Here is a 21,635-nt window from a genome sequence, read left to right as displayed (position 1 = left end):
ATAAATCGCTGTTTATCAAGAGCCAATTCTAACTAAGTATTAACATTAATTATCTCCACCCCTCTCCTCTTTTGGAGAGGGAGATGGGGAGACTATTATCATGAAAACCACCTCGTTCATACTTGCACTTGTCCTGTCCACCTCACTGGCCAAAGCTCAAAACGCTCCACAGGTGTCTTACTTCCCTTTACAAAATGTGAAACTATTGGATAGTCCGTTTCTGCAAGCTCAACAGACTGATCTACATTACATACTTGCATTAGACCCCGACCGTCTGCTCGCTCCTTTTCTCCGCGAAGCAGGGTTACAGCCTAAAGCCCCCAGCTACACCAATTGGGAAAATACCGGATTGGACGGACATATCGGCGGACATTATTTATCCGCACTTTCCATGATGTATGCCGCCACCGGAGATACCGCAGTCTATAATCGCCTCAACTACATGCTGAATGAGTTGAATCGGGCACAGCAAACTGTCGGCACAGGATTCATCGGAGGAACTCCGGGAAGCCTTCAACTTTGGAAAGATATAAAAGCAGGAAAGATCCGTGCCGGAGGTTTCGACCTTAACGGCAAATGGGTACCTTTATACAATATACATAAGACTTACGCCGGATTGCGGGATGCATATATCTATGCAGGAAGCGACCTTGCACACCAAATGCTTATCGCTTTTACAGACTGGATGATCGATATCACTTCCGGCTTGAGTGACGAACAAATGCAGGATATGCTTCGTAGCGAACATGGCGGATTAAACGAAACGTTCGCTGACGTGGCCGAAATCACAGGCGACAAGAAGTATCTGGAACTGGCACGCCGTTTCTCTCACAAGCTTATCTTAGACCCGCTTATCAAAGAGGAAGACAAATTGACGGGGATGCACGCCAACACACAGATTCCGAAAGTGATCGGCTACAAGCGAATAGCCGAACTTTCACAAGACGACAAAAATTGGAATCATGCTGCAGAATGGGATCATGCCGCCCGTTTTTTCTGGAACACGGTAGTCAATCACCGTTCCGTCTGCATCGGAGGAAATAGTGTTCGTGAACATTTCCATCCGTCGGATAACTTCACGTCCATGCTGAACGACGTTCAAGGACCGGAGACCTGTAATACTTACAACATGCTCCGTCTTACCAAAATGCTTTATCAGAATTCTCACAATCCGAATCAAACAAACGAACCTGATCCCAACTACGTAAACTATTACGAACGTGCGCTTTACAATCATATTCTAGCGTCACAAGAGCCGGATAAAGGTGGATTTGTCTACTTCACTCCCATACGTCCGGGACACTATCGTGTGTACTCACAACCGGAAACATCAATGTGGTGCTGTGTAGGTTCAGGCTTGGAGAATCATACCAAATACGGTGAATTTATCTATGCGTATCGGAAAGACACTCTTTATGTCAATCTCTTCATTCCTTCACAACTGACCTGGAAAGAGCAAGGCATTATTTTGACACAGGAAACCCGTTTCCCCGATGACGACAAGGTAACTTTGCGAATAGATGAAGCGCCTAAGAAAAAACGTACTTTAATGATACGTATTCCGGAATGGGCGAACCAATCCAAAGGATATAGCGTCAGCATCAATGGAAAAAGAAAAATATTCGTTATGGCAAAAGGTAACCAGTATCTTCCCCTCTCCCGCAAATGGAAAAAAGGAGATGTCATTACTTTCCACTTGCCTATGAAAGTCAGCGTGGAACAGATTCCCGACAAGAAAGATTATTATGCTTTCTTATATGGTCCAATCGTTCTTGCAGCTTCCACAGGCACTGAACATCTTGATGGTTTATATGCCGATGACAGCCGTGGCGGACATATCGCTCATGGCAAACAAATTCCTTTGCAAGAAGTCCCGATGCTGATAGGAAATCCTGATTCAATCTGCAAATCTCTTCAGAAAGAACAGAATAGCCGGATTACTTTCAGCTATAACGGAGAGGTGTATCCTGCACAAGGCAAAGCATTGAAACTCGTTCCGTTCTTCCGCCTGCATAATTCCCGTTATGCCGTTTATTTCCGGCAGGCAAGCGAAGAGCAGTTTAAAGCGATTCAGGAAGAGATGGCAACGGCTGAACGAAAAGCAACAGAATTGGCTAATCAAACCATTGACCTTATCTTCCCTGGCGAACAGCAGCCGGAGTCTGACCATGGCATCCAGTATGAACAGGCAGAAACAGGGACGAATAAAGACCGGCATTTCCGACGTGCCAAAGGTTGGTTCGGCTATCAGCTGAAAGTGAAAGAGGAAGCAAGCCGCATACTGATTACAATACGGAAAGATGACCGCAATAAAGTGGCTATTCTTTTGAATAACGAAAAGTTGGCTGTTCATCCGACTATCAGTGAAGCAGATAAAGACGGTTTCATTACTCTTTCTTATGTTCTGCCTCAAAAACTGAATACGGGTAGTTGTCCGATACGTTTTATCCCTGACGGGACGGAATGGACCTCTGCCGTTTATGAAGTTCGTTTACTAAAATAGAAGTCACCACAGATTACACGGATTAACACAGATTATTTATTGATAGTAGTCAGAATAAAATCAATCTGTGATAATCTGCGTAATCTGTGGTAAAAAATAATCATTAAACAAATACCATTTATGAAAGCAAAACTATTAGTCAGCACGGCTTTTCTGGCAGCATCTGTATCTCTTTCTGCACAAAAGAGTGCTACCATAACCGTACATGCCGACCAAGGCAAAGAAATCATACCGAAGGAAATTTACGGCCAGTTTGCCGAACACCTGGGTTCATGTATCTACGGCGGTCTTTGGGTAGGCGAAAACTCGGATATTCCCAATATTAAGGGATACCGCACAGATGTATTCAATGCACTGAAAGACTTGTCCGTTCCCGTCCTTCGCTGGCCGGGCGGATGCTTTGCCGATGAATACCACTGGATGGACGGCATTGGTCCGAAAGAGAACCGTCCGAAGATGGTGAACAACAACTGGGGCGGAACCATTGAAGATAACAGTTTCGGAACACACGAGTTTTTGAATCTTTGCGAAATGCTGGGTTGCGAACCATACGTGAGTGGAAATGTAGGTAGCGGTACCGTAGAAGAACTCGCCAAATGGGTGGAATACATGACCTCCGACGGGGACTCTCCCATGGCCAATCTTCGTCGTAAGAATGGTCGTGACAAAGCATGGAAACTCAAATATCTGGGAGTAGGAAATGAAAGCTGGGGCTGTGGTGGCAGCATGCGTCCGGAATATTATGCGGACTTATACCGTCGTTATTCTACTTATTGCCGTAACTATGACGGCAACCGTCTGTTCAAAATTGCCAGTGGTGCAAGTGACTATGATTACAAATGGACAGATGTATTGATGAATCGTGTAGGACACCGGATGGACGGTCTTTCTCTGCACTATTATACCGTAACCGGATGGAGCGGTAGCAAAGGATCAGCCACTCAATTCAACAAGGATGATTATTACTGGACGATGGGCAAATGTCTGGAAGTGGAAGATGTACTCAAGAAACATTGTACCATCATGGACAAATATGACAAGGACAAGAAAATCGCTCTCTTACTGGACGAATGGGGAACCTGGTGGGATGAGGAACCGGGAACCATCAAAGGACATCTGTATCAGCAAAACACGTTGCGTGATGCTTTCGTGGCTTCTTTAAGTCTTGATGTATTCCACAAATATACAGACCGCTTGAAGATGGCAAATATCGCACAGATTGTCAACGTACTTCAATCGATGATTCTGACAAAAGACAAAGAAATGGTGCTCACTCCTACTTATTATGTCTTCAAGATGTATAAAGTACATCAGGATGCCACTTATCTTCCTATCGACCTGACTTGCGAAAAGATGAGTGTACGTGATAACCGCACCGTTCCGATGGTAAGCGCCACAGCTTCCAAAAACAAAGATGGAGTGATCCACATTTCTCTGTCCAATGTAGATGCTGACGAAGCACAGGAAATCACCATCAATCTGGGTGATACGAAAGCCAAAAAAGCAGTCGGAGAGATTCTGACCTCTGCAAAACTGACCGATTACAATTCTTTTGAAAACCCTAATATTGTAAAACCGGCACCTTTCAAAGAGGTAAAAATCAATAAAGGTACAATGAAGGTAAAACTTCCTGCTAAGTCCATTGTTACTTTAGAGTTACAGTAATTTTAGGGCAATTACTTATTGTATCACAAACAAGAAGACCGTAAAATTGTCGATAAAAAAGATAGCTCTTTGGGATTGTTAAATCCACATAAAGAGTTATCTTTGCGAACAATCTGATAGAAATCAATTAAATTTTAATGATATGAACGATAACAAACTTATGAATCGTGCAGCGGATAACATCCGTATTCTTGCTGCTTCAATGGTTGAGAAAGCCAATTCCGGTCACCCGGGTGGCGCCATGGGTGGTGCTGATTTTGTAAATGTACTCTTCTCTGAGTTTCTAGTATACGATCCTGAAAATCCCCGTTGGGAAGGACGTGACCGCTTCTTCCTCGACCCGGGCCACATGTCTCCGATGCTTTATTCTACGCTGGCATTGACAGGAAAATTCACGCTGGACGAGCTGAAAGAATTCCGTCAATGGGGAAGCCCTACTCCGGGACACCCTGAAGTGGACATCATGCGTGGCATCGAAAATACTTCTGGTCCACTGGGACAGGGACACACTTTTGCAGTAGGTGCTGCTATCGCTGCCAAATTCTTGAAAGCCCGTTTCGACGAGGTGATGAATCAGACCATTTACGCTTACATCTCTGACGGTGGTATTCAGGAAGAAATCTCTCAAGGTTCCGGACGTATTGCCGGTGCACTGGGATTGGACAACCTGATTATGTTCTATGACTCCAACGATATTCAGCTTTCTACAGAAACGAAAGACGTAACCGTTGAAGATACTGCCATGAAATATGAAGCATGGGGATGGAACGTACTTAGTATCAACGGTAATGATCCTGACGAAATCCGTGCGGCAATCAAAGAAGCACAGGCTGAAAAAGAACGCCCGACGCTGATTATCGGTAAAACCGTAATGGGTAAAGGTGCACGCAAGGCAGACGGCAGCAGCTATGAAGCTAACTGCGCTACACACGGTGCTCCTCTCGGCGGCGACGCATACGTAAATACAATCAAGAATCTGGGTGGTGATCCTACTAACCCGTTCGTTATATTCCCGGAAGTAGCCGAACTGTATGCAAAAAGAGCAGAAGAACTGAAAAAGATCGTTGCTGAAAAGTATGCAAAGAAAGCTGCATGGGCGAAAGCAAACCCGGAACTGGCAGCAAAACTGGAACTCTTCTTCTCGGGCAAAGCTCCGAAAGTGGACTGGGCTGCTATCGAACAGAAAGCAGGTAGCGCTACTCGTGCTGCATCTGCAACCGTATTGGGCGCACTTGCTACACAGGTAGAAAACATGATCGTTGCTTCGGCCGACCTTTCTAACTCTGACAAGACTGACGGTTTCCTGAAAAAGACTCATTCTTTCAAGAAAGGTGATTTCAGCGGAGCATTCTTCCAAGCAGGTGTATCTGAATTGTCAATGGCTTGTATCTGTATCGGTATGTCTCTCCACGGTGGTGTGATCGCTGCTTGCGGTACATTCTTCGTATTCTCCGATTACATGAAACCTGCCGTACGTATGGCTGCTTTGATGGAACAACCGGTGAAATTCATCTGGACACACGACGCATTCCGCGTAGGTGAAGACGGTCCTACTCACGAACCGGTAGAACAGGAAGCTCAAATCCGCCTGATGGAAAAACTGAAAAACCATAAGGGACACAACTCTATGTTGGTACTTCGTCCGGCTGATGCAGAAGAGACAACCATTGCTTGGAAACTTGCTATGGAAAATATGTCTACTCCGACAGGATTGATCTTCTCTCGCCAAAATATTGCCAACTTACCGGCAGGAACAGATTACGAACAAGCAGCTAAGGGTGCTTATATCGTAGCAGGTTCCGACGAAAATCCGGATGTTATCCTGGTAGCTTCAGGTTCTGAAGTGTCTACATTGGTAGCCGGCACAGAGTTGCTTCGCAAAGATGGCGTGAAGGTACGCATTGTATCTGCTCCGTCTGAAGGTCTGTTCCGCAACCAACCGAAAGAATATCAGGAAGCTATCCTTCCGGCAGATGCGAAGATTTTCGGTATGACTGCCGGCCTGCCTGTCACTCTTCAAGGTCTGGTAGGTTGCCACGGTAAAGTTTGGGGATTGGAATCTTTCGGTTTCTCTGCTCCTTATAAAGTATTGGATGAGAAACTTGGATTTACTGCCGAGAACGTATATAACCAAGTAAAAGCAATGCTCTAATGAAAACAATCGGATTAGCATGCGACCATGCCGGTTTTGAACTGAAAGAATATGTTCGCGGCTGGCTGGAAGCAAAAGGCTGGGCTTACAAGGATTTCGGAACTAACTCTACCGCAAGCGTAGACTATCCGGATTATGCTCATCCGCTGGCTCTTGCAGTGGAATCGGGAGAATGTTATCCCGGTATCGCTATCTGCGGCAGTGGAAACGGAATCAATATGACGCTGAACAAGCACCAAGGGGTTCGTGCTGCTCTCTGCTGGAATGCAGAAATCGCACACCTAGCTCGTCAGCACAATGACGCTAATGTACTGGTTATGCCGGGACGCTTCATCAGCACTGAAGAAGCGGACATGATTTTGACAGAGTTCTTCTCTACCAAATTTGACGGTGGCCGTCATCAGAACCGTATTGATAAGATTCCGGTAAAATAAAGCTCGAAGATAAATCAAATAGGTGTAAAGCTGCCCTTCAGAAAGAAGAGCAGCTTTATTTTTATACCGGTATCAGATTTTATCATATACGAGATTACAAAAGAAGGGCAACTTCGTCTTTATTACAAGACGATATTAAAAACTGAAATTATGGGTAAACTGAATATGAAAGAATGGATCAGCCAAACGATCCAACGTAAGGAAACGATTGCAATTCCGATCATGACACATCCGGGTATCGAATTTATCGGGAAAACGGTGCATGATGCGGTAACAAACGGACAGGTTCATTATGAGGCTATCAAGGCTCTTTGTGACAAGTATCCGGCTGCGGCAGCAACCGTTATCATGGATCTGACGGTAGAAGCGGAAGCTTTCGGGGCAGAGATTCTCTTTCCGGAAAATGAGGTGCCCAGTGTGTCCGGCCGTTTACTGGCGGATGAAGCTGCTATTGAAAAGCTGGAAGTTCCGGCGTTGAATAAAGGAAGAATCCCGGAATATCTTAAAGCGAATATGCTGACAGCCAGAAATGTAACAGATCGTCCGGTTTTTGCCGGTTGCATCGGTCCTTATTCGCTGGCCGGACGTTTGTATGATATGTCGGAAATCATGATGCTGATTTATATTAATCCCGATGCAGCCAATACGTTATTAAGAAAATGCAGTGACTTCATCACCCGCTATTGCATGGCATTGAAAGCAACTGGTGTGAACGGTGTAGTCATGGCTGAACCTGCTGCAGGACTGTTATCCAACGAAGATTGCCTGCAATATTCTTCTTTATTTGTGAAAGAAATAATAGAGAAGGTACAGGATGATCACTTTGCCGTAGTGCTTCATAATTGCGGAAACACAGGGAATTGCACGCAAGCGATGGTTTATACCAGTGCAGCCGCTTATCATTTCGGGAATAAAATCAAAATGGAGGAAGCGTTGAAAGAGGTTCCGACCGATGCACTGGCAATGGGAAATCTGGACCCGGTGAGCCTTTTCAAAATGGCAGGTCCGGAGACTATGAAGGAAGCGACTTTGCAACTATTGGAGGCTACCCGTGCATATCCGAATTTCGTATTGTCAAGTGGTTGTGATATTCCGCCACATACGTCTTCTGTTAATATAGATGCATTTTATACTGCATTGGAAGAGTTCAATAATGGTTGAACAGGAACTTACTTACCAGAAACTGCAAATCCCATCGTCCGATATCTACGAGGCGATGGGATATAAAGATTCTATGCCGGATGGAATGGTTATAGAAGAAATAAATACGTTACTTGACCGTATCACTCCCCTTCTTCGTCCCCGTTTTTTCTTTTTCCTCACTGACGGACTGCTTGACACTGAAAAAGCAACACTGACTGTAAAAGATACGGTTCTCTCAACCGGTAAAACCATTGCCCGCCAACTACGGGGTTCGGAAGCCTTTGCCTTTTTTACCGCCACTGCGGGAGTTGAATTTGAGGAGTTTCAACATCTGCTTCAGCAAGAGGACGACATGGTGAAAGTATATATAGCAGACTCATTGGGGAGCATCATTGCAGAAAAGGCTGCTGATTGCATGGAAGAGGAGTTGGCTGCATTTATCGAAAAGAGAGGTTGGAAGCACACTAACAGATACAGCCCCGGTTATTGCGGATGGCACGTATCGGAACAACAAAAACTATTCTCCTTATTTCCGGTCGCTTCGCCCTGTGGTATTCAGTTGACAGATTCCAGCCTAATGATTCCCATCAAATCTGTAAGTGGTATTATTGGAGTGGGTTCTCATGTCCGTAAGCTGGAATATACTTGCGGGCTGTGTACGTATGAGAATTGTTTTCGCAGAAAATAGTTTCACCACAGAGAACGCAGAGGACACAGAGTCTTTTATTATTAGATAATAATCTCTGTGTCCTCTGCGTTCTCTGTGGTGAATAAAAATTAGTGGCCATTGAAGAAGATGTAAAGCCCAATCATGGTCACAATAAGTAATCCCCATAGGATAAGAACAATTCGTGCAGGTTTGTCCTCTATCTTTTCCATATTCAAGATGCCCAATTGCGGAGACTTATCCCACAGGCTGACTACTATCATGCCTATTCCGATGATAACGAATAAGTAGAAGGAAAGCAGCATAAAATGGGGCCATACATCATATTGTTCTGCCGGAAACACCCATAAATACAAGATTCCCACTCCGATGCTGAACACTGTTCCCAATGTCAGAGCCATATTAGCTGCCAGAGTAGTGGTGCGTTTCCAGAACACGCCAAAGAGGAATACGGCTGCCATCGGAGGAGCTATAAATCCCAGTACAGACTGGAAAACATTAAATAGATTCAGTCCCTTGATGCTGTCGATCGCTATGGTTATTATCACAGAGATCAGTGCACCGACTACCGTAACCACTTGTCCCACTCTGATAATCTCTCTCTGCTTGGCCTGCGGTCGGATTTTCTTCACATAGATATCCATCGTGAATACCGTGCTTAATGCATTCAAAGCAGAGCCGACAGTACTTACCAATGCTGCTGTCAATACAGCCAATACCAAGCCGACCATTCCTGTCGGGAACAGATGAGTCACCATTGTCATGTAAGCCTCATCGGGATTCTCCAATTGTGGGAATAAAGCGAGGCAGATAATGCCGGGAAGAATGTAAAGAGGTACATCTAATATTTTCAACCATCCGGTAAAGTTGGTTCCCATCTGTCCTTCTTTGAGATTCCTGGCAGCAAGAACCGGTTGCACCATCGACTGATCCGTACACCAAAACCAAACTCCCATAATAGGATAACCCAGGATAATAGGTAGCCAAGGAAAAGCCAGGTCATCATTTGGATGGAAAAGATTCCAGTAATCCGCCGGAACGGCATCCACCAGTGCGCCTACACCGCCCACTTTATAGATTCCCATGATAGCCAGTGTGGCTGATACTACAATCAACAGTATCATTTGATATACATTCGTGTAGGCCACAGCTTTCAGTCCGCCGAGCATTGTAAAGAAAGCGGAGATGACAAGTAACAGCAATGCTGATTGCCACATAGGAATATCGAAGACTTGACGGATCAGGACTCCACCGGCAAATAAAGTCAATGCAAGCCATGAAATAAGAATGGTAATAATGGTATACCAAGCAAGGATGTTACGGGTAGATTGTCCGAAACGTTTTCCCATAAATTCGGGCAATGTCGTAATGCGACTACCCAAATATCGGGGAGCAAAGACAAAAGCAAGCAGACATATAAAGACAAATGCATACCAGGCATAATTCCCCGAAACAATACCGGTAGTAAATCCAGCACTTGCGGAAGCTATCAACATGGAAGGTCCCACATTCGTCCCCCACATGGAAAAGCCGATATGATACCACTTCAGCGAATTCTCCGCAAGGAAAAGACTACTCCCCTTTTTTCGTTTTGAACTTGCCCATATACCAATAGCTATCAAAATAAGGAAGTAGGCAATCAGAATACTCCAATCTAATGTCTCTAAGAATTTCACATGCATAATTCAAGTATTAAATAAGTAACGTAAGTTTAAATCTAATTTTCTTTAGGCAAGGATTACATGGATTTCACGGTTTTGATAGGCTATGTAATTAAGAGCCGTGTTGATCCGTGTAATCCGTGCCTTTTTATTCTATTTTTTATTTCCAATCAGTTCTTTGGCAACTGCTACGGCTGTATTCGCATTATCACTATATCCGTCCGCACCGATTTCGTCAGCAAACCCCTGACTGACGGGTGCTCCGCCAATCATCACTTTCACTTGATTACGAATACCGGCCTCTTCTAATGCCTGGATAACCTCTTTCATATACGTCATGGTAGTAGTCAGCAATGCGCTCATGCACAAGATGTCAGCATGGTTTTCCTTCACGGCTTCCACAAACTTGTCACAAGTCACATCAATACCAATATTTATGACTTCAAAGCCGCAACCCTCCAGCATGGAAGCCACCAGGTTTTTACCAATATCATGGAGATCTCCTTTCACTGTACCGATGACAATCTTACCGATTGTAGTGGAAGCACTTCCTGTCAATAAAGGTTTCAGTAGCTCCAAAGCCCCTTTCATGGCACGTCCTGCCATCAACAGTTGAGGAACAAAAGCTTTTCCATCCTGGAAACGTTGTCCCACTTCGCCCATTGCTTTAATCATATAATTATTGATAATCATTTGGGGAGCTACTCCTTCCGCAATGGCTTGCCGGGTGATTTCAACCGCAGGTTCCAGTTTCCCGGCAACAATGGCTTCATACAGAGGTTTCAGTTTATCCTCTTCCAGGTGTTGTTCTTCCCGTATACAAATACGTTCCTGTCCGGTAGCTGCCAAGTCGGCATCCTGTTGATGTTCATTGGTATTTACAGAGGTAGAAGAACCGGTATATTCTTCAACAATCCGCATGGCCTGTTCCACTTCCTTTTCGTTATGAAAATCCATTTCCAAATGTACACCGTCCGCGCCGATATGATCCAATAGAGGTTTTAGTTCGTCTAATGTCACCCAGCAAGCCATCACGCTCTTTCCGCCTGCCAGAATCTTCTTATACAAATCGTACCATTTGGGAGATCCTCCTTGTGGTTCGCCCACTCCGGGAGTCCATTGAATCGCATTCAATTCTTCAATTTCAAGCAAGGCAGGCAGGTGATGCATGGCTCCCACTCCATCCAGATGATAAAGGGTATAATCAATCTTCTGACATTGTTCACGAATAAAAGGTTGCACAAACCGGCGATAATCATCCTGACTAATCATGGTCGAAATATCACTTTGCAGTTTACTCATCTTTCCGGGAGCCCAGGACGAGAAATAACAGAAAGCCATCTCGTCGCCTTCACGGATGATGTCGTATAGTTCATCAAATACTTTGAAGTAGATGTCGTTAATTTGCTGCATCTGTTGTTCCAGGATTTCAGGCTGCATCACTGTGTCCAATAATACCCTATCCGTTCCTTTCAGTGCGGCCAGAACATCCAGTCCTTCCATCAGGTCGGGCATACCGACAAAGTAGTGTCCGTTGGCTTTCGCTTTACAGGCTTTCAGGAGTTCTTTATGAAGAATCCAGTTCGGGTGTTCGGGGTTAAAGACTATTTCATCGGTGAAATCCGGGTTGGGATGAATCCAAATGGTGTCTTCCCCGCCTTCAAACACTCCGCCTAAAATGGCGGCTAGAGAACCGGGACCCAGTTGGGTATTCGCAACCGGAAGAATATCCGCTTTCAGGCTGCTGTGCGCTACGTACCAGTCCAGATATTCAGCTCTCCATTGAGGGTCGAACCACTTTTGCGACAAATCTTTTGCCGGTGCGGGAGGTGTTATCTCTGCATGTGGTTGTACTCCTTCCTGGAAGTGTTCCCACATATTGAGAATGATTCCTTTATGGTTCCACCAATTTATATAACGTTGTTTTGTTTCTTCTAAATTACTCTTCCATGTTTTCATACTCTGCCATTTTTTATTTATTCTACTCAAGTTTCGGAAGTAATTTATTAGGTTGAAAGCCTCTTGCTATATAGCGTAAGGTATCACTCTACGCAATATTATGTAAGCCTTTCAGGCTACTTACAAAACTTGAGTTATTTCTATTTATCTATTCCAAAATCCTTTATAATCATTATCTATGCGTAAAGCCATGCTCTTGCTTAAATCCATTTCATCCGTACAGTCCACGTCTTCCGGATAGATGGGGATCACGGCATTTGCACGCACATATACGGGCATTTCTTCCAATGGAACGTATACGTCTTTCAGCCAGCATGCTCCTTCCAGACGTTCTCCCGTAAAGAAGTTCACCCATTTTCCTTCGGGAAGATAGATATCCCGACGGTTCTCGCTGTTCATCACCGGAGCTACCAGGAAATCATTGCCGAAATAGTATTCATCATCTATATGCCAACAAAGTTTATCTTCCGGATGATGCAGAATGAGTGCCTGCAAGAGCGGATAGCCGCTTTCTATGGCTAGTTTACTTTGTACTACGATGTATGGAATGAGCGAATAACGCAATTTCCACCACTTTTTCACCAACGGAGCTATGGTGGGATAGTGCCAGGGTTCACGCTTATTGGTTCCGTGATAACGGATATGCGATGTGAATACGCCGAATTGGGTCCAACGCATGTACACATCATCTGCTACTACCGAGTTCATAAAATTGGGCAATGTATGGAAGCCGGGAACATCATGGCTCCAAAAAGCAAATCCCGACAGGCCGAAATGTAGACCGCCTTTCAGAGAACCTGCCATTCCATCCCAGGAACTACAGGAATCGCCTCCCCAATGCAAAGGATAACGCTGGCATCCCGCCCATGCGGAACGTGCCCAGACTATGCCGTCACCTGTCACTTCTTTCGTAATTTCGTAAGCGGCCTTTTGATAAAGCAGGGCATACAGGTTGTTCAACAATTCCGGCTTCATACCTTTATAGAGGGCGTCCATGTGAATGTTTTCACCGAAATCGGTTTTGATACAGGTTACTCCCATATCCAGGAGTTGTTTCAATAGTCCTTTGTACCATTCGGTTGCTTTCGGATAAGTAAAGTCGATTGTTCCGGCATAATCCAGGGCGGAGAAGTTGGAACCATCGGTTGCTTGTTGTTTGGTCAATGGGGCTATATAATCATTGGCTCTGGCTTCATCAATCTGCTCTGCATTTTCCGCAACGTATGGAAGTTGCCATAAAGAGACACGATAGCCGTTCTTTTTCAACCGCCCGATGAATCCTTTTGGATCGGGGAACCGTTCTTCATTGAATTTCCATTCGCAGAGCCAATCGGTACGGAACCAGCCCGTATCCAGATGAATTACGTCACAGGGATAGTGTTCAGCACGCATGCGGTCGCATATTTCGTCTACTTCATCGGCACTGAAATAAGTCATACGGCTCATCCAAACGCCAAAACTCCAAAGAGGAGGCATAGACGGATAGCCGGTCAGGTCACGATAACCGCGAAGAATATCTTCCATCGTATCACCGCCTATCACAAATACATCCAGCAATGCCTGGTCGCTTAGAAACTGGACGGAACGGGTGGAATGTCCGGCCAGTGAGAGCTTGCTATGGGCACATGTGTGGTAGAATGTTCCGTACATTCGGCTGGATAGATAGAAGGGGATATTCTTATAAGTACGCCGGTTATTGACTCCTTGCCCATCTTGGTTTTTCAGGAAGAAAGTATGTCCGCTTAAGTCCATTTTAAAGAAACGTTCTCCGGTTCCGGCAAAACATTCATCGGGCTTACATTCAAAAGAAAGCGTTGCACGTTCTTTCCGACCGTCGCGTTTGCAAAAGGCAACAGGTAACGCATCGTAGCGGGGAGGCGAAAAATGATCGTAGGCTGACAAGCGGATTTCACGTTTTCCGTCAGGGTATAAAGTGATGTCAAGCGTTTCTTGAGGGTCGGGAAGCAATTCGCTCCATCGGTCTAATAGAGGCTCTTCCACATTGATAACGGCACGCTTCGTTCCGTCTTCCGTCGAAAGAATCCATTTTCCTTTTTGTTCTTTTATAAACAGGGGTACTTTCTGAATCCGGTCACTGAATTGTAGCATTTCCGACTCATCTGTCAGTACATAATCGCCGAAGCCAAGAAACAGGCGGGTGATGCCGATGTTATACTGACGGATGATTAACGTATATTCCTCCTGGAGAACATCGGTATCCGCCATCATATCGTTAGCCAGCTTTTGCTTCTGAAAGGGAACTGTTACGTAAATATCTCCTTCCTTTTCATAAACAGCCGTTGGCTTGTATGCTTTCCAAAGCGACTCATTCCTTGATAACTCGGTATCGAAATCAAGGAAATCAAATAAGTGATAGTTCGTTGGTTTCATCTATTTTATTGATTAAATATCGTTTATTGATTACTATAATTATCATATTAGTTTGAATGGTTACCATACTAGTCTAGTTCTAATGATTATTACACTAGTTTATTGATTGCTATATTAGTACATTGATGACTATGTTAATCCATTGAGTTTCAATCTTGCTTTATTCTTCCGGCTTTGTACTTAATACTATCCGCCACTTGAGGCCCGTTATTCTTCCACACGTTCTTTTTCCCGGGGCGGTTCGAATCAAAACGTTCAGTGGGACACCAGTTGTTTTCCATTGTATATCCGTCCGTAGCTTCATCCAGATAGATATAAAAAGCACGGTCATTCGTAGCGTAGGGGGCTTCGATTAAATGTTCGATCCGATTATTTCGCATGACGGAACCCGGCTGGTTGGAAAGAGTATACAGACCGCCTGCATCGTATAGCCGACGGGCAAAGTGATGTACATAGTTTGCTTCTATCCGGTTGTTACACATTCCGCTCTCCAGCGATGTCCATCCCCAGCCTACACAAATCCCTGAATAGTTCAGATGGCAGACTTCATTATGAGAAATATCCATGTTTCTGACATATCCGGCGCCGATACCTACACATCCCCAGTCTTCATTAGTCACATTACTGATGAAATTGTTTCTGATAGTAATATGGGAACATAATTCCCGTACGTCAGCAGGAATAAAAGGGACGTGCGTCTCAAATCCTCCGTCCGGAAATGCACCGACCAGTAAAGCCGTTCCTCCAATATCCGTAAATTGACAATCTTCGACGCTCGATGCTGTGACTGCCCATTCATAATCCAGTCCGGTGGATGATAAATGACGAAACGTGCAATGCTTGAAATCAATATGTTCGGCACCTCTTACACGTATCGCTGTTTCGGGACGGATGATCCAGGCTTGGTTCTCCAGTTCCGCTTTTTCCGGAAGCCCCGGTTCTTGTAGTTTATAGGCATCCAATAAAGGAAATCCCCCTTGCAAGGTGACGTGCCCCTGAAAAGAAGGACGCATCCAGGAGGTATGCGCAAAAGTAATTCCGTTAAATTGTATATGCTTTACCGGACGAGACAATGTACCGTCTATGGTCACTAAAGTTTCCAAAGCAGGGATAATCACTTCAGCAGTTTCCATATTTTCGCCCGCCTGCGGATAATAGTAAATCGTGCCGGAAGGATATTCCTGAAACCATTCACCGGGTTGGTCCAGCAATTCCAGTGCATTGGTCAGGCAAAAGGAAGAATTTCCTTTCTCTCCTCCGATGACGGGTTGCGGCCAGGGATGCGCAAACTCCAGGTGACTTTCGGGTTCATGGAAGCGAACTACAGCTTGTCCGTCTTTCGCGTCTATACTTTTCACGCGCAAAATAGCAATTGCCCAGCGTTGATGGACAATCATTTCCAGTTGACCGGCATTTTGAAGTCTTTTCGGATTTACATTTTGAGAAACGGGGATCGTTATTGTTTGTTCTTCCGGATTGAAGTCAATCATTTGTTCCAATCCTCCGTCAGGAAATTGCGCAGCTCTTTGAACTTTATGACCGTTCACCCACATCTGCCGGGTTTCTACTCTTCTGTTTCCTATTAGGGGAGCCTCTGCCGACCATATCTTCTGCCTTAGCTTTTCAGGAATTGCCGGATGATTACATCCACGCTTCCACCCCGTAACAGCAACTCCACCACTAATCACAGGATGAGCACCATCTACTGCACAAATCACTGTTGGAGAATCGGGTGTCCCACTATCTTCCGGACGAAGAAACAGAGAATTGCGCTGGGCATAAACACCCTCTTCCAAACGAATATAAATTCCTCCGGCTACTTCCGGCCGATTCAGTCTACGCCATTCACGAGCCTGCTTGATTGCCCGGTTTAATGTATAAAACGGAGCTTCCTTTGTCCCGGGATTCTTATCATTCCCCTGCAGGGATACATAAATTTCTCCCGCAAAAAGCGAGGGAAACCACCCCAAGAAAATGATAAAAGAAAGATAAATAAAAGTCTTTTTCATGGTACTACCTCAATGTGCTACTTCAATAAAGACGAACACACATCGATTTAGTACTCTATGTAAAGGCAATAGATAGGTTATTCTTACGAATGTTTTACAACATCAAATAGGTTACCGAATAAGACCTATGATAAATTGATAGCAAAAATAACCGCAGACAACGAACTTCAGTAAAGTTCCGAATATAAATCCGAGTAAAGAGCCCACACCTGATTTGAGTGCCTGCGAGAACTCTTTATTTCCTAATAGTTCACCAATCACCGCTCCTAGAAACGGACCGAGAATAATCCCCCAAGGCAAGAAAAGAAGACCGACAAGAGTTCCTATAATACATCCCCAATTCCCCCATTTACTACCGCCACTATATTTACTTCCCAGCATCGGAGTGAAATAATCCAATACCTGCAAAACAGCTACAATCAATAGCCATACGATTAATTGTGTCGTAGAATATTGTACCTTATCTGTGAAGTGCAGAATGACCAACCCCACATAAGCAATAGGAGGACCGGGAAGAAACGGCAAAATACACCCTGCTAACCCGGCTATCATACAAAGGGCACCAATTACGATCAAAATAATGTCCAGCATAGTCTGTTCTTTTTTTAGTTCTGCACAAAAATACAGTATCTTTCAATATATACAAGCTAACCTCAAGAATTATTTCCGCCACTTCACTGCTGTTTCAGAATAGCTTTGTCAGGGCTGTAGTTCTTTGTGTGAATGAGTTTTTCCAATACTTTTTTGAGGATGCCTCGTACCCAACAAGAACTTTTACTATCTTTGTGTCGTTAACGCTATTAATAAGCAAGTTATAAAATAAGAAATCAGCAGGAGGACAGGAAATGGATCCAATGGAATATATAGTACCCAACAGAAAGCGTTTGCCTTACGGTATGATGAACTTCGCAGTCATCCGCCGCGAAGACTATTATTATGTAGACAAAACCCGCTTCATTCCTATGATAGAGCAGGCAGACCGGTTCTTTTTCTTCATCCGTCCCCGCCGCTTCGGCAAAAGCCTCACGCTGAACGTACTGCAACACTACTACGATGTGCGTACCCGCGATAAGTTCAACGACTTATTCGGCGACCTCTACATCGGGAAGCATCCCACAGCAAACCGTAACAGCTATCTGGTGCTTTACCTTAACTTTTCAGGCATCACCGGCGAACTGAACGATTATCGAAAAGGATTGGATGCACATTGCAGCATTACTTTCATGAACTTCTGCAAGATATATGCCGACCTTCTGCCTCCGGAAACTCTAGAAGAACTACGCCAAGTGAATGGGGCCGTAGAGCAGTTGGACTACCTCTATCAAGCCTGCGAACGTGCCGGACAGAAAATGTATCTCTTCATTGACGAATACGACCACTTCACCAACGCCATCCTTTCTGATGCCAAAAGCTTGCACCGCTACACTGATGAAACGCATGGCGAAGGTTATCTGCGTGCTTTCTTCAATAAGGTGAAGGCAGGAACTTATTCCAGCATAGAGCGTTGTTTCATCACCGGCGTAAGCCCCGTAACGATGGATGACCTGACGAGTGGCTTCAACATCGGCACGAACTACTCACTTACCCCCCAATTTAACCAAATGATGGGGTTCACCGAAGAAGAAGTGCGCGAAATGCTGACTTATTATTCAACGAACAGTCCTTTCCGCCATACTGTTGACGAACTGATAGAAATAATGAAACCATGGTACGACAATTATTGCTTCGCGCAGGATTGTTACGGTGAAACTACCATGTACAACTCCAACATGGTGCTCTACTTCGTGAAGAATTACATAGATAACGGCAAAGCGCCACGAGAAATGATAGAAGATAATATACGTATCGACTATGAAAAGCTGCGTATGCTCATTCGAAAGGATAAGGAGTTTGCACACGATGCTTCCGTCATTCAAACTTTAGTGAGTCAAGGTTATATCACTGGCGAACTGAAGAAAGGTTTCCCTGCTGTCAACATCACCAATCCTGACAATTTTATAAGCCTGCTATACTATTTCGGAATGTTGACCATTAGCGGAATAGATAAAGGCAAGACCAAACTGACCATTCCGAACCTGGTGGTTCAAGAGCAGCTCTACACTTATTTGCTGAATACCTACAACGACGCAGATTTGAATTTCAGCAGCTACGAAAAGAGCGAACTTTCAAGCCAGCTCGCCTATGATGGCAACTGGCAAGCCTATTTCGGTTACATTGCCGACTGCCTGAAACGTTATGCATCCCAGCGTGACAAGCAAAAGGGCGAATTCTTCGTTCACGGCTTCACCTTGGCCATGACTGCGCAAAACCGCTTCTACCGTCCTATCTCCGAGCAAGATACACAAGCGGGTTACGTCGATATTTTCCTCTGTCCCATGTTGGACATATATTCTGACATGAAACACAGCTACATCGTTGAGTTAAAATACGCCAAATATCGCGATTCTGAAAACCGTGTGGAGGAATTGCGTCAAGAAGCCATCGCCCAGGCCAATCGCTATGCCGACACAGACACGGTGAAACAAGCTATTGGCTCCACGCAACTACACAAGATTGTAGTGGTATATAAAGGTATGGAAATGCGGGTATGCGAAGAGTTATAATGAACAATCTCTTCACCCTTCACTTTTCCTTGTATTATCCTATCTATAAGCAGTTTATGGGTGAAGGGTGTTCCCTTCACCCATCCTTTCACGTTTTTTCTTTTTCAAACTGTACCTTTCCACAATAAAAGCACTACCTTTGTCAATTATGTATGTAATATACAATATAAAATGAACGACAATAAATTAAAAAACAAAACAGTCCCTTTCAACTACGCCCGCTGCTACAACGAGCAATGTCCGAAAGCTTGTAACTGCCTGCGTCGGGTGGCTGCACTTCTCACTACCGCTGACACGTCCTACATCAGCATCGTAAACCCAATGTGTATTCCGGCCACCGGCATTGACTGTCCCCACTTCCAAAACGCAGAAAAGATACATGTGGCATGGGGTATCAGCCACCTGCTGGACAACGTACCTTATAAGGACGGAACAAATATCAAGCAACAACTGATCGGACATTTCGGAAAAACGCTTTACTATCGCTTTTATCGCGAAGAACGCTTCCTAAGCCCCGCAGATCAAAACTATATCCGCCAACTTTTTCACCGGAAAGGTATCACCGAAGAACCGGTCTTTGACAGTTACACGGATGAGTATAATTGGTAAAGCCGCGTTCTAACCAGTTTCCAGCCTGCTGAAACTTTTTGTTTCAAGCGCTAGAAACTAAAAGTTTCAAAGGGTGAAACGATTCGTTTCACACCGAGAAACAAACTGTTTCACTACGGGAAACCATTCGTTTCAAGGTATGAAACAAAAAATGGAACTAGTTAATGAAAGCAGAAGAAGTATCAGTGAAGGATATATCGTCTAAAAGTTATATGTAATACAAGTGTTATTGGTGAATTTTCAGAATGTATGTGAAAGATCAGAATAAAGAGTTGAAGTGTACAGCGTAAAATTCTCCAATATTGTAATCAAATAGACAAGAACGGAGTGAAAAAATATTTAGAAAAAATAAATATGGAAGAAGTAATAAGAAAATATGTAGATGAATGTTGGGGCTTTGTGCAAGAACACAGAGAATATCTTATGTATGTCCCTTCTTATGAAGAACACATAGAGCCTGAAATGCAGGACACATTTGATAATATTATACCACAAGGGAAATCGGTTAAGATATATGTCACTCAACCGGAACATACTAATTATATGGTGGACATTATTACGGAAAAAGACCATGTATGGAAAGCGATAGATAATCAAATTTCAGACGAGGATATTTCCAAATTAGAAAGTAAATTAAATGTTATTCTTCCGCTTTCATATAAGATCTACTTGAAATACAAACACTTTTATGAAATATTTTGGGATTTAGATGTTCGTCTATATCCAAAGCCCATTCATTCATGGAATAAAATCTTAATTGAAAATAATGAGGAACTGCAAGAAGAAATTCTTAACAAAGGGTATTTTGCAATAGGTCGATATTCTGATTATGGCGTGATAGCTCTTAAATTGACAGATGATGAGAATAAAGAAGGTGAAATCCTTCTCTTTGATTACGAAACGCCTGAAACAGAAGTATTAGCACCCAACTTTATAGAATTTCTTAATCAGATATTACAAAATCCTAAACCTGTTCTTCAAGAATTAAAAGGTTGGGAGAAAAAAATGTATAAAATGGAATGATGCTACTAACAAGCACCTGTACCACATAAACGGCAGCAAGCCGCAAACCATTACCGATAGTGCAATAATAAAATGAAAAAGAATGATTTTATAAATAATCAACTGCTATCAATGGGCTATTTGCCATTGCCATACAATAAAGACCGCAATAAAGTCTTTTATAAAGAAATGGATAATGGCTTAATAGTCTGTGTAGGTATTGAGTCTTCTTCTTTGTATCAAGACAGAAGAAAAACTGTTTCATTTTATACAGCATTGTCATATACATGGGCGATGTATTCACCTATATTATTGCCACAGGATTGTTACTTACGAATAGGTGAAATATTGGGTAAGAATGATTTGTGGTTTCAAACTACCACAAAAGAAGAAAAAGATTTTATGTGCCAATCGATACAGCAAGCGGCAAGAATCTGCGAAAAGCAAAGTAAAATCATATTGCACTATATCTTAAAAGAAAATCAATATGTGGAGTATAAAGAATATATATGCAGATTGAACTGCATAATAGATTTTGTTAAAAAGCAGGGAATCACCAGTAATGCAGATATAAGTATCATTTATGAAGTGATTAAACCAGTATTAAAAAGAATAGGTGTACCGCTTTCCAAGCATACTACAAAACTATATGCAGTGGATGCCATGAATTGCATCCACTGCTCTTCGGACATAAATAAGCAACAAAGAAAAATAATAGCAAGCGAAATAATATCAGTAACAAACGGGTAAATTGTCCTAAAAGAAATGATCCGTCTGAGATTAACATTTATCAAAATAAAAAAATAAACGAGGAAACAGCAGTTAGCTGAAACACAT

Annotated in this window: 15 protein-coding genes; 10 read left to right on the top strand and 5 right to left on the bottom strand. The window is 43.6% G+C overall.

Features of this window, described 5'->3' with window-relative positions; translation table 11 throughout:
- The first annotated feature begins 100 nt into the window (after positions 1-100).
- The 6 genes from DWZ47_RS24045 to DWZ47_RS24020 all read left to right on the top strand — a co-directional run bounded on the left by DWZ47_RS24045 (position 101) and on the right by DWZ47_RS24020 (position 8,585).
- On the top strand, positions 101-2,503 hold the full coding sequence (locus tag DWZ47_RS24045) for a glycoside hydrolase family 127 protein (protein ID WP_117514922.1): 2,403 nt from the start codon (positions 101-103) through the stop codon (positions 2,501-2,503).
- A gap of 120 nt (positions 2,504-2,623) precedes the next feature.
- Positions 2,624-4,168, top strand: a complete 1,545-nt coding sequence (locus DWZ47_RS24040; RefSeq protein WP_117514921.1) for an alpha-N-arabinofuranosidase — start codon at positions 2,624-2,626, stop codon at positions 4,166-4,168.
- Positions 4,169-4,310: 142 nt separating this feature from the next.
- The gene (locus DWZ47_RS24035; RefSeq protein ID WP_008774882.1) at positions 4,311-6,320 is read left to right on the top strand and encodes a transketolase family protein; all 2,010 of its coding nucleotides are present in this window, start codon (positions 4,311-4,313) and stop codon (positions 6,318-6,320) included.
- Positions 6,320-6,754: a ribose 5-phosphate isomerase B gene (rpiB, locus tag DWZ47_RS24030; RefSeq protein ID WP_004297448.1), complete on the top strand. Its 435-nt coding sequence runs from the start codon at positions 6,320-6,322 to the stop codon at positions 6,752-6,754. Before DWZ47_RS24035 ends, rpiB begins: the two co-directional genes overlap by 1 nt.
- Positions 6,755-6,904: 150 nt before the next feature.
- Entirely contained in the window at positions 6,905-7,915 is a 1,011-nt protein-coding gene (locus tag DWZ47_RS24025) for a uroporphyrinogen decarboxylase family protein (protein WP_117514920.1), read from the top strand.
- Positions 7,908-8,585, top strand: a complete 678-nt coding sequence (locus DWZ47_RS24020) for a vitamin B12 dependent-methionine synthase activation domain-containing protein (RefSeq protein ID WP_004316145.1) — start codon at positions 7,908-7,910, stop codon at positions 8,583-8,585. The genes DWZ47_RS24025 and DWZ47_RS24020 overlap by 8 nt, the downstream gene beginning before the upstream one ends.
- An 89-nt stretch (positions 8,586-8,674) precedes the next feature.
- On the opposite strand, the gene DWZ47_RS24015 is transcribed toward DWZ47_RS24020, so the two are convergent.
- From DWZ47_RS24015 to DWZ47_RS23995, 5 genes are all read right to left on the bottom strand, one after another.
- Positions 8,675-10,246 (bottom strand): sodium:solute symporter, encoded by a 1,572-nt coding sequence (locus DWZ47_RS24015; RefSeq protein ID WP_117514919.1) that lies wholly within the window; start codon positions 10,244-10,246, stop codon positions 8,675-8,677.
- Positions 10,247-10,378: 132 nt separating this feature from the next.
- Positions 10,379-12,184: a corrinoid protein gene (locus DWZ47_RS24010; protein WP_117514918.1), complete on the bottom strand. Its 1,806-nt coding sequence runs from the start codon at positions 12,182-12,184 to the stop codon at positions 10,379-10,381.
- Between the two features lie 144 nt (positions 12,185-12,328).
- Positions 12,329-14,575 carry an alpha-xylosidase gene (locus DWZ47_RS24005; protein WP_117514917.1) on the bottom strand — a complete coding sequence of 749 codons (2,247 nt, stop codon included), beginning with the start codon at positions 14,573-14,575 and terminating at the stop codon, positions 12,329-12,331.
- 149 nt (positions 14,576-14,724) lie between these two features.
- Positions 14,725-16,584: a right-handed parallel beta-helix repeat-containing protein gene (locus DWZ47_RS24000; RefSeq protein ID WP_117514916.1), complete on the bottom strand. Its 1,860-nt coding sequence runs from the start codon at positions 16,582-16,584 to the stop codon at positions 14,725-14,727.
- Positions 16,585-16,695: 111 nt separating this feature from the next.
- Positions 16,696-17,175 carry a DUF456 domain-containing protein gene (locus DWZ47_RS23995; RefSeq protein WP_049703038.1) on the bottom strand — a complete coding sequence of 160 codons (480 nt, stop codon included), beginning with the start codon at positions 17,173-17,175 and terminating at the stop codon, positions 16,696-16,698.
- Between the two features lie 254 nt (positions 17,176-17,429).
- Between DWZ47_RS23995 and DWZ47_RS23990 the strand changes: the two genes are divergently transcribed.
- From DWZ47_RS23990 to DWZ47_RS23975, 4 genes are all read left to right on the top strand, one after another.
- Positions 17,430-19,187, top strand: coding sequence for an AAA family ATPase (locus DWZ47_RS23990; protein ID WP_117514915.1), 1,758 nt, complete (start codon positions 17,430-17,432; stop codon positions 19,185-19,187).
- A gap of 171 nt (positions 19,188-19,358) precedes the next feature.
- Positions 19,359-19,796 carry a DUF6078 family protein gene (locus DWZ47_RS23985; RefSeq protein ID WP_008644027.1) on the top strand — a complete coding sequence of 146 codons (438 nt, stop codon included), beginning with the start codon at positions 19,359-19,361 and terminating at the stop codon, positions 19,794-19,796.
- Positions 19,797-20,150: 354 nt separating this feature from the next.
- Positions 20,151-20,819 carry an SMI1/KNR4 family protein gene (locus DWZ47_RS23980; RefSeq protein ID WP_015531590.1) on the top strand — a complete coding sequence of 223 codons (669 nt, stop codon included), beginning with the start codon at positions 20,151-20,153 and terminating at the stop codon, positions 20,817-20,819.
- Positions 20,820-20,891: 72 nt separating this feature from the next.
- The gene (locus DWZ47_RS23975) at positions 20,892-21,548 is read left to right on the top strand and encodes a hypothetical protein (protein WP_015531589.1); all 657 of its coding nucleotides are present in this window, start codon (positions 20,892-20,894) and stop codon (positions 21,546-21,548) included.
- Positions 21,549-21,635: the final 87 nt, after the last annotated feature.

The organism is Bacteroides sp. AF32-8BH, assembly GCF_003435205.1.
In the GTDB taxonomy this organism is placed as follows: domain Bacteria; phylum Bacteroidota; class Bacteroidia; order Bacteroidales; family Bacteroidaceae; genus Bacteroides; species Bacteroides ovatus.
The sequence above is the reverse complement of the archived record's forward strand: the minus strand, read 5'-3'. Positions and strand labels throughout refer to the sequence as shown.

Excerpts from the sequence above, each read along its gene's own strand:
- rpiB (WP_004297448.1), top strand. The coding sequence starts at position 6,320 with ATGAAAACAATCGGATTAGCATGCGACCATGCCGGTTTTGAACTGAAA.
- DWZ47_RS24000 (WP_117514916.1), bottom strand. The coding sequence starts at position 16,584 with ATGAAAAAGACTTTTATTTATCTTTCTTTTATCATTTTCTTGGGGTGG.
- DWZ47_RS23990 (WP_117514915.1), top strand. The coding sequence starts at position 17,430 with ATGGATCCAATGGAATATATAGTACCCAACAGAAAGCGTTTGCCTTAC.
- DWZ47_RS24040 (WP_117514921.1), top strand. The coding sequence starts at position 2,624 with ATGAAAGCAAAACTATTAGTCAGCACGGCTTTTCTGGCAGCATCTGTA.
- DWZ47_RS24025 (WP_117514920.1), top strand. The coding sequence starts at position 6,905 with ATGGGTAAACTGAATATGAAAGAATGGATCAGCCAAACGATCCAACGT.
- DWZ47_RS24035 (WP_008774882.1), top strand. The coding sequence starts at position 4,311 with ATGAACGATAACAAACTTATGAATCGTGCAGCGGATAACATCCGTATT.
- DWZ47_RS23975 (WP_015531589.1), top strand. The coding sequence starts at position 20,892 with ATGAAAAAGAATGATTTTATAAATAATCAACTGCTATCAATGGGCTAT.
- DWZ47_RS24005 (WP_117514917.1), bottom strand. The coding sequence starts at position 14,575 with ATGAAACCAACGAACTATCACTTATTTGATTTCCTTGATTTCGATACC.
- DWZ47_RS24020 (WP_004316145.1), top strand. The coding sequence starts at position 7,908 with ATGGTTGAACAGGAACTTACTTACCAGAAACTGCAAATCCCATCGTCC.
- DWZ47_RS23995 (WP_049703038.1), bottom strand. The coding sequence starts at position 17,175 with ATGCTGGACATTATTTTGATCGTAATTGGTGCCCTTTGTATGATAGCC.
- DWZ47_RS23980 (WP_015531590.1), top strand. The coding sequence starts at position 20,151 with ATGGAAGAAGTAATAAGAAAATATGTAGATGAATGTTGGGGCTTTGTG.
- DWZ47_RS24045 (WP_117514922.1), top strand. The coding sequence starts at position 101 with ATGAAAACCACCTCGTTCATACTTGCACTTGTCCTGTCCACCTCACTG.
- DWZ47_RS24010 (WP_117514918.1), bottom strand. The coding sequence starts at position 12,184 with ATGAAAACATGGAAGAGTAATTTAGAAGAAACAAAACAACGTTATATA.
- DWZ47_RS23985 (WP_008644027.1), top strand. The coding sequence starts at position 19,359 with ATGAACGACAATAAATTAAAAAACAAAACAGTCCCTTTCAACTACGCC.
- DWZ47_RS24015 (WP_117514919.1), bottom strand. The coding sequence starts at position 10,246 with ATGCATGTGAAATTCTTAGAGACATTAGATTGGAGTATTCTGATTGCC.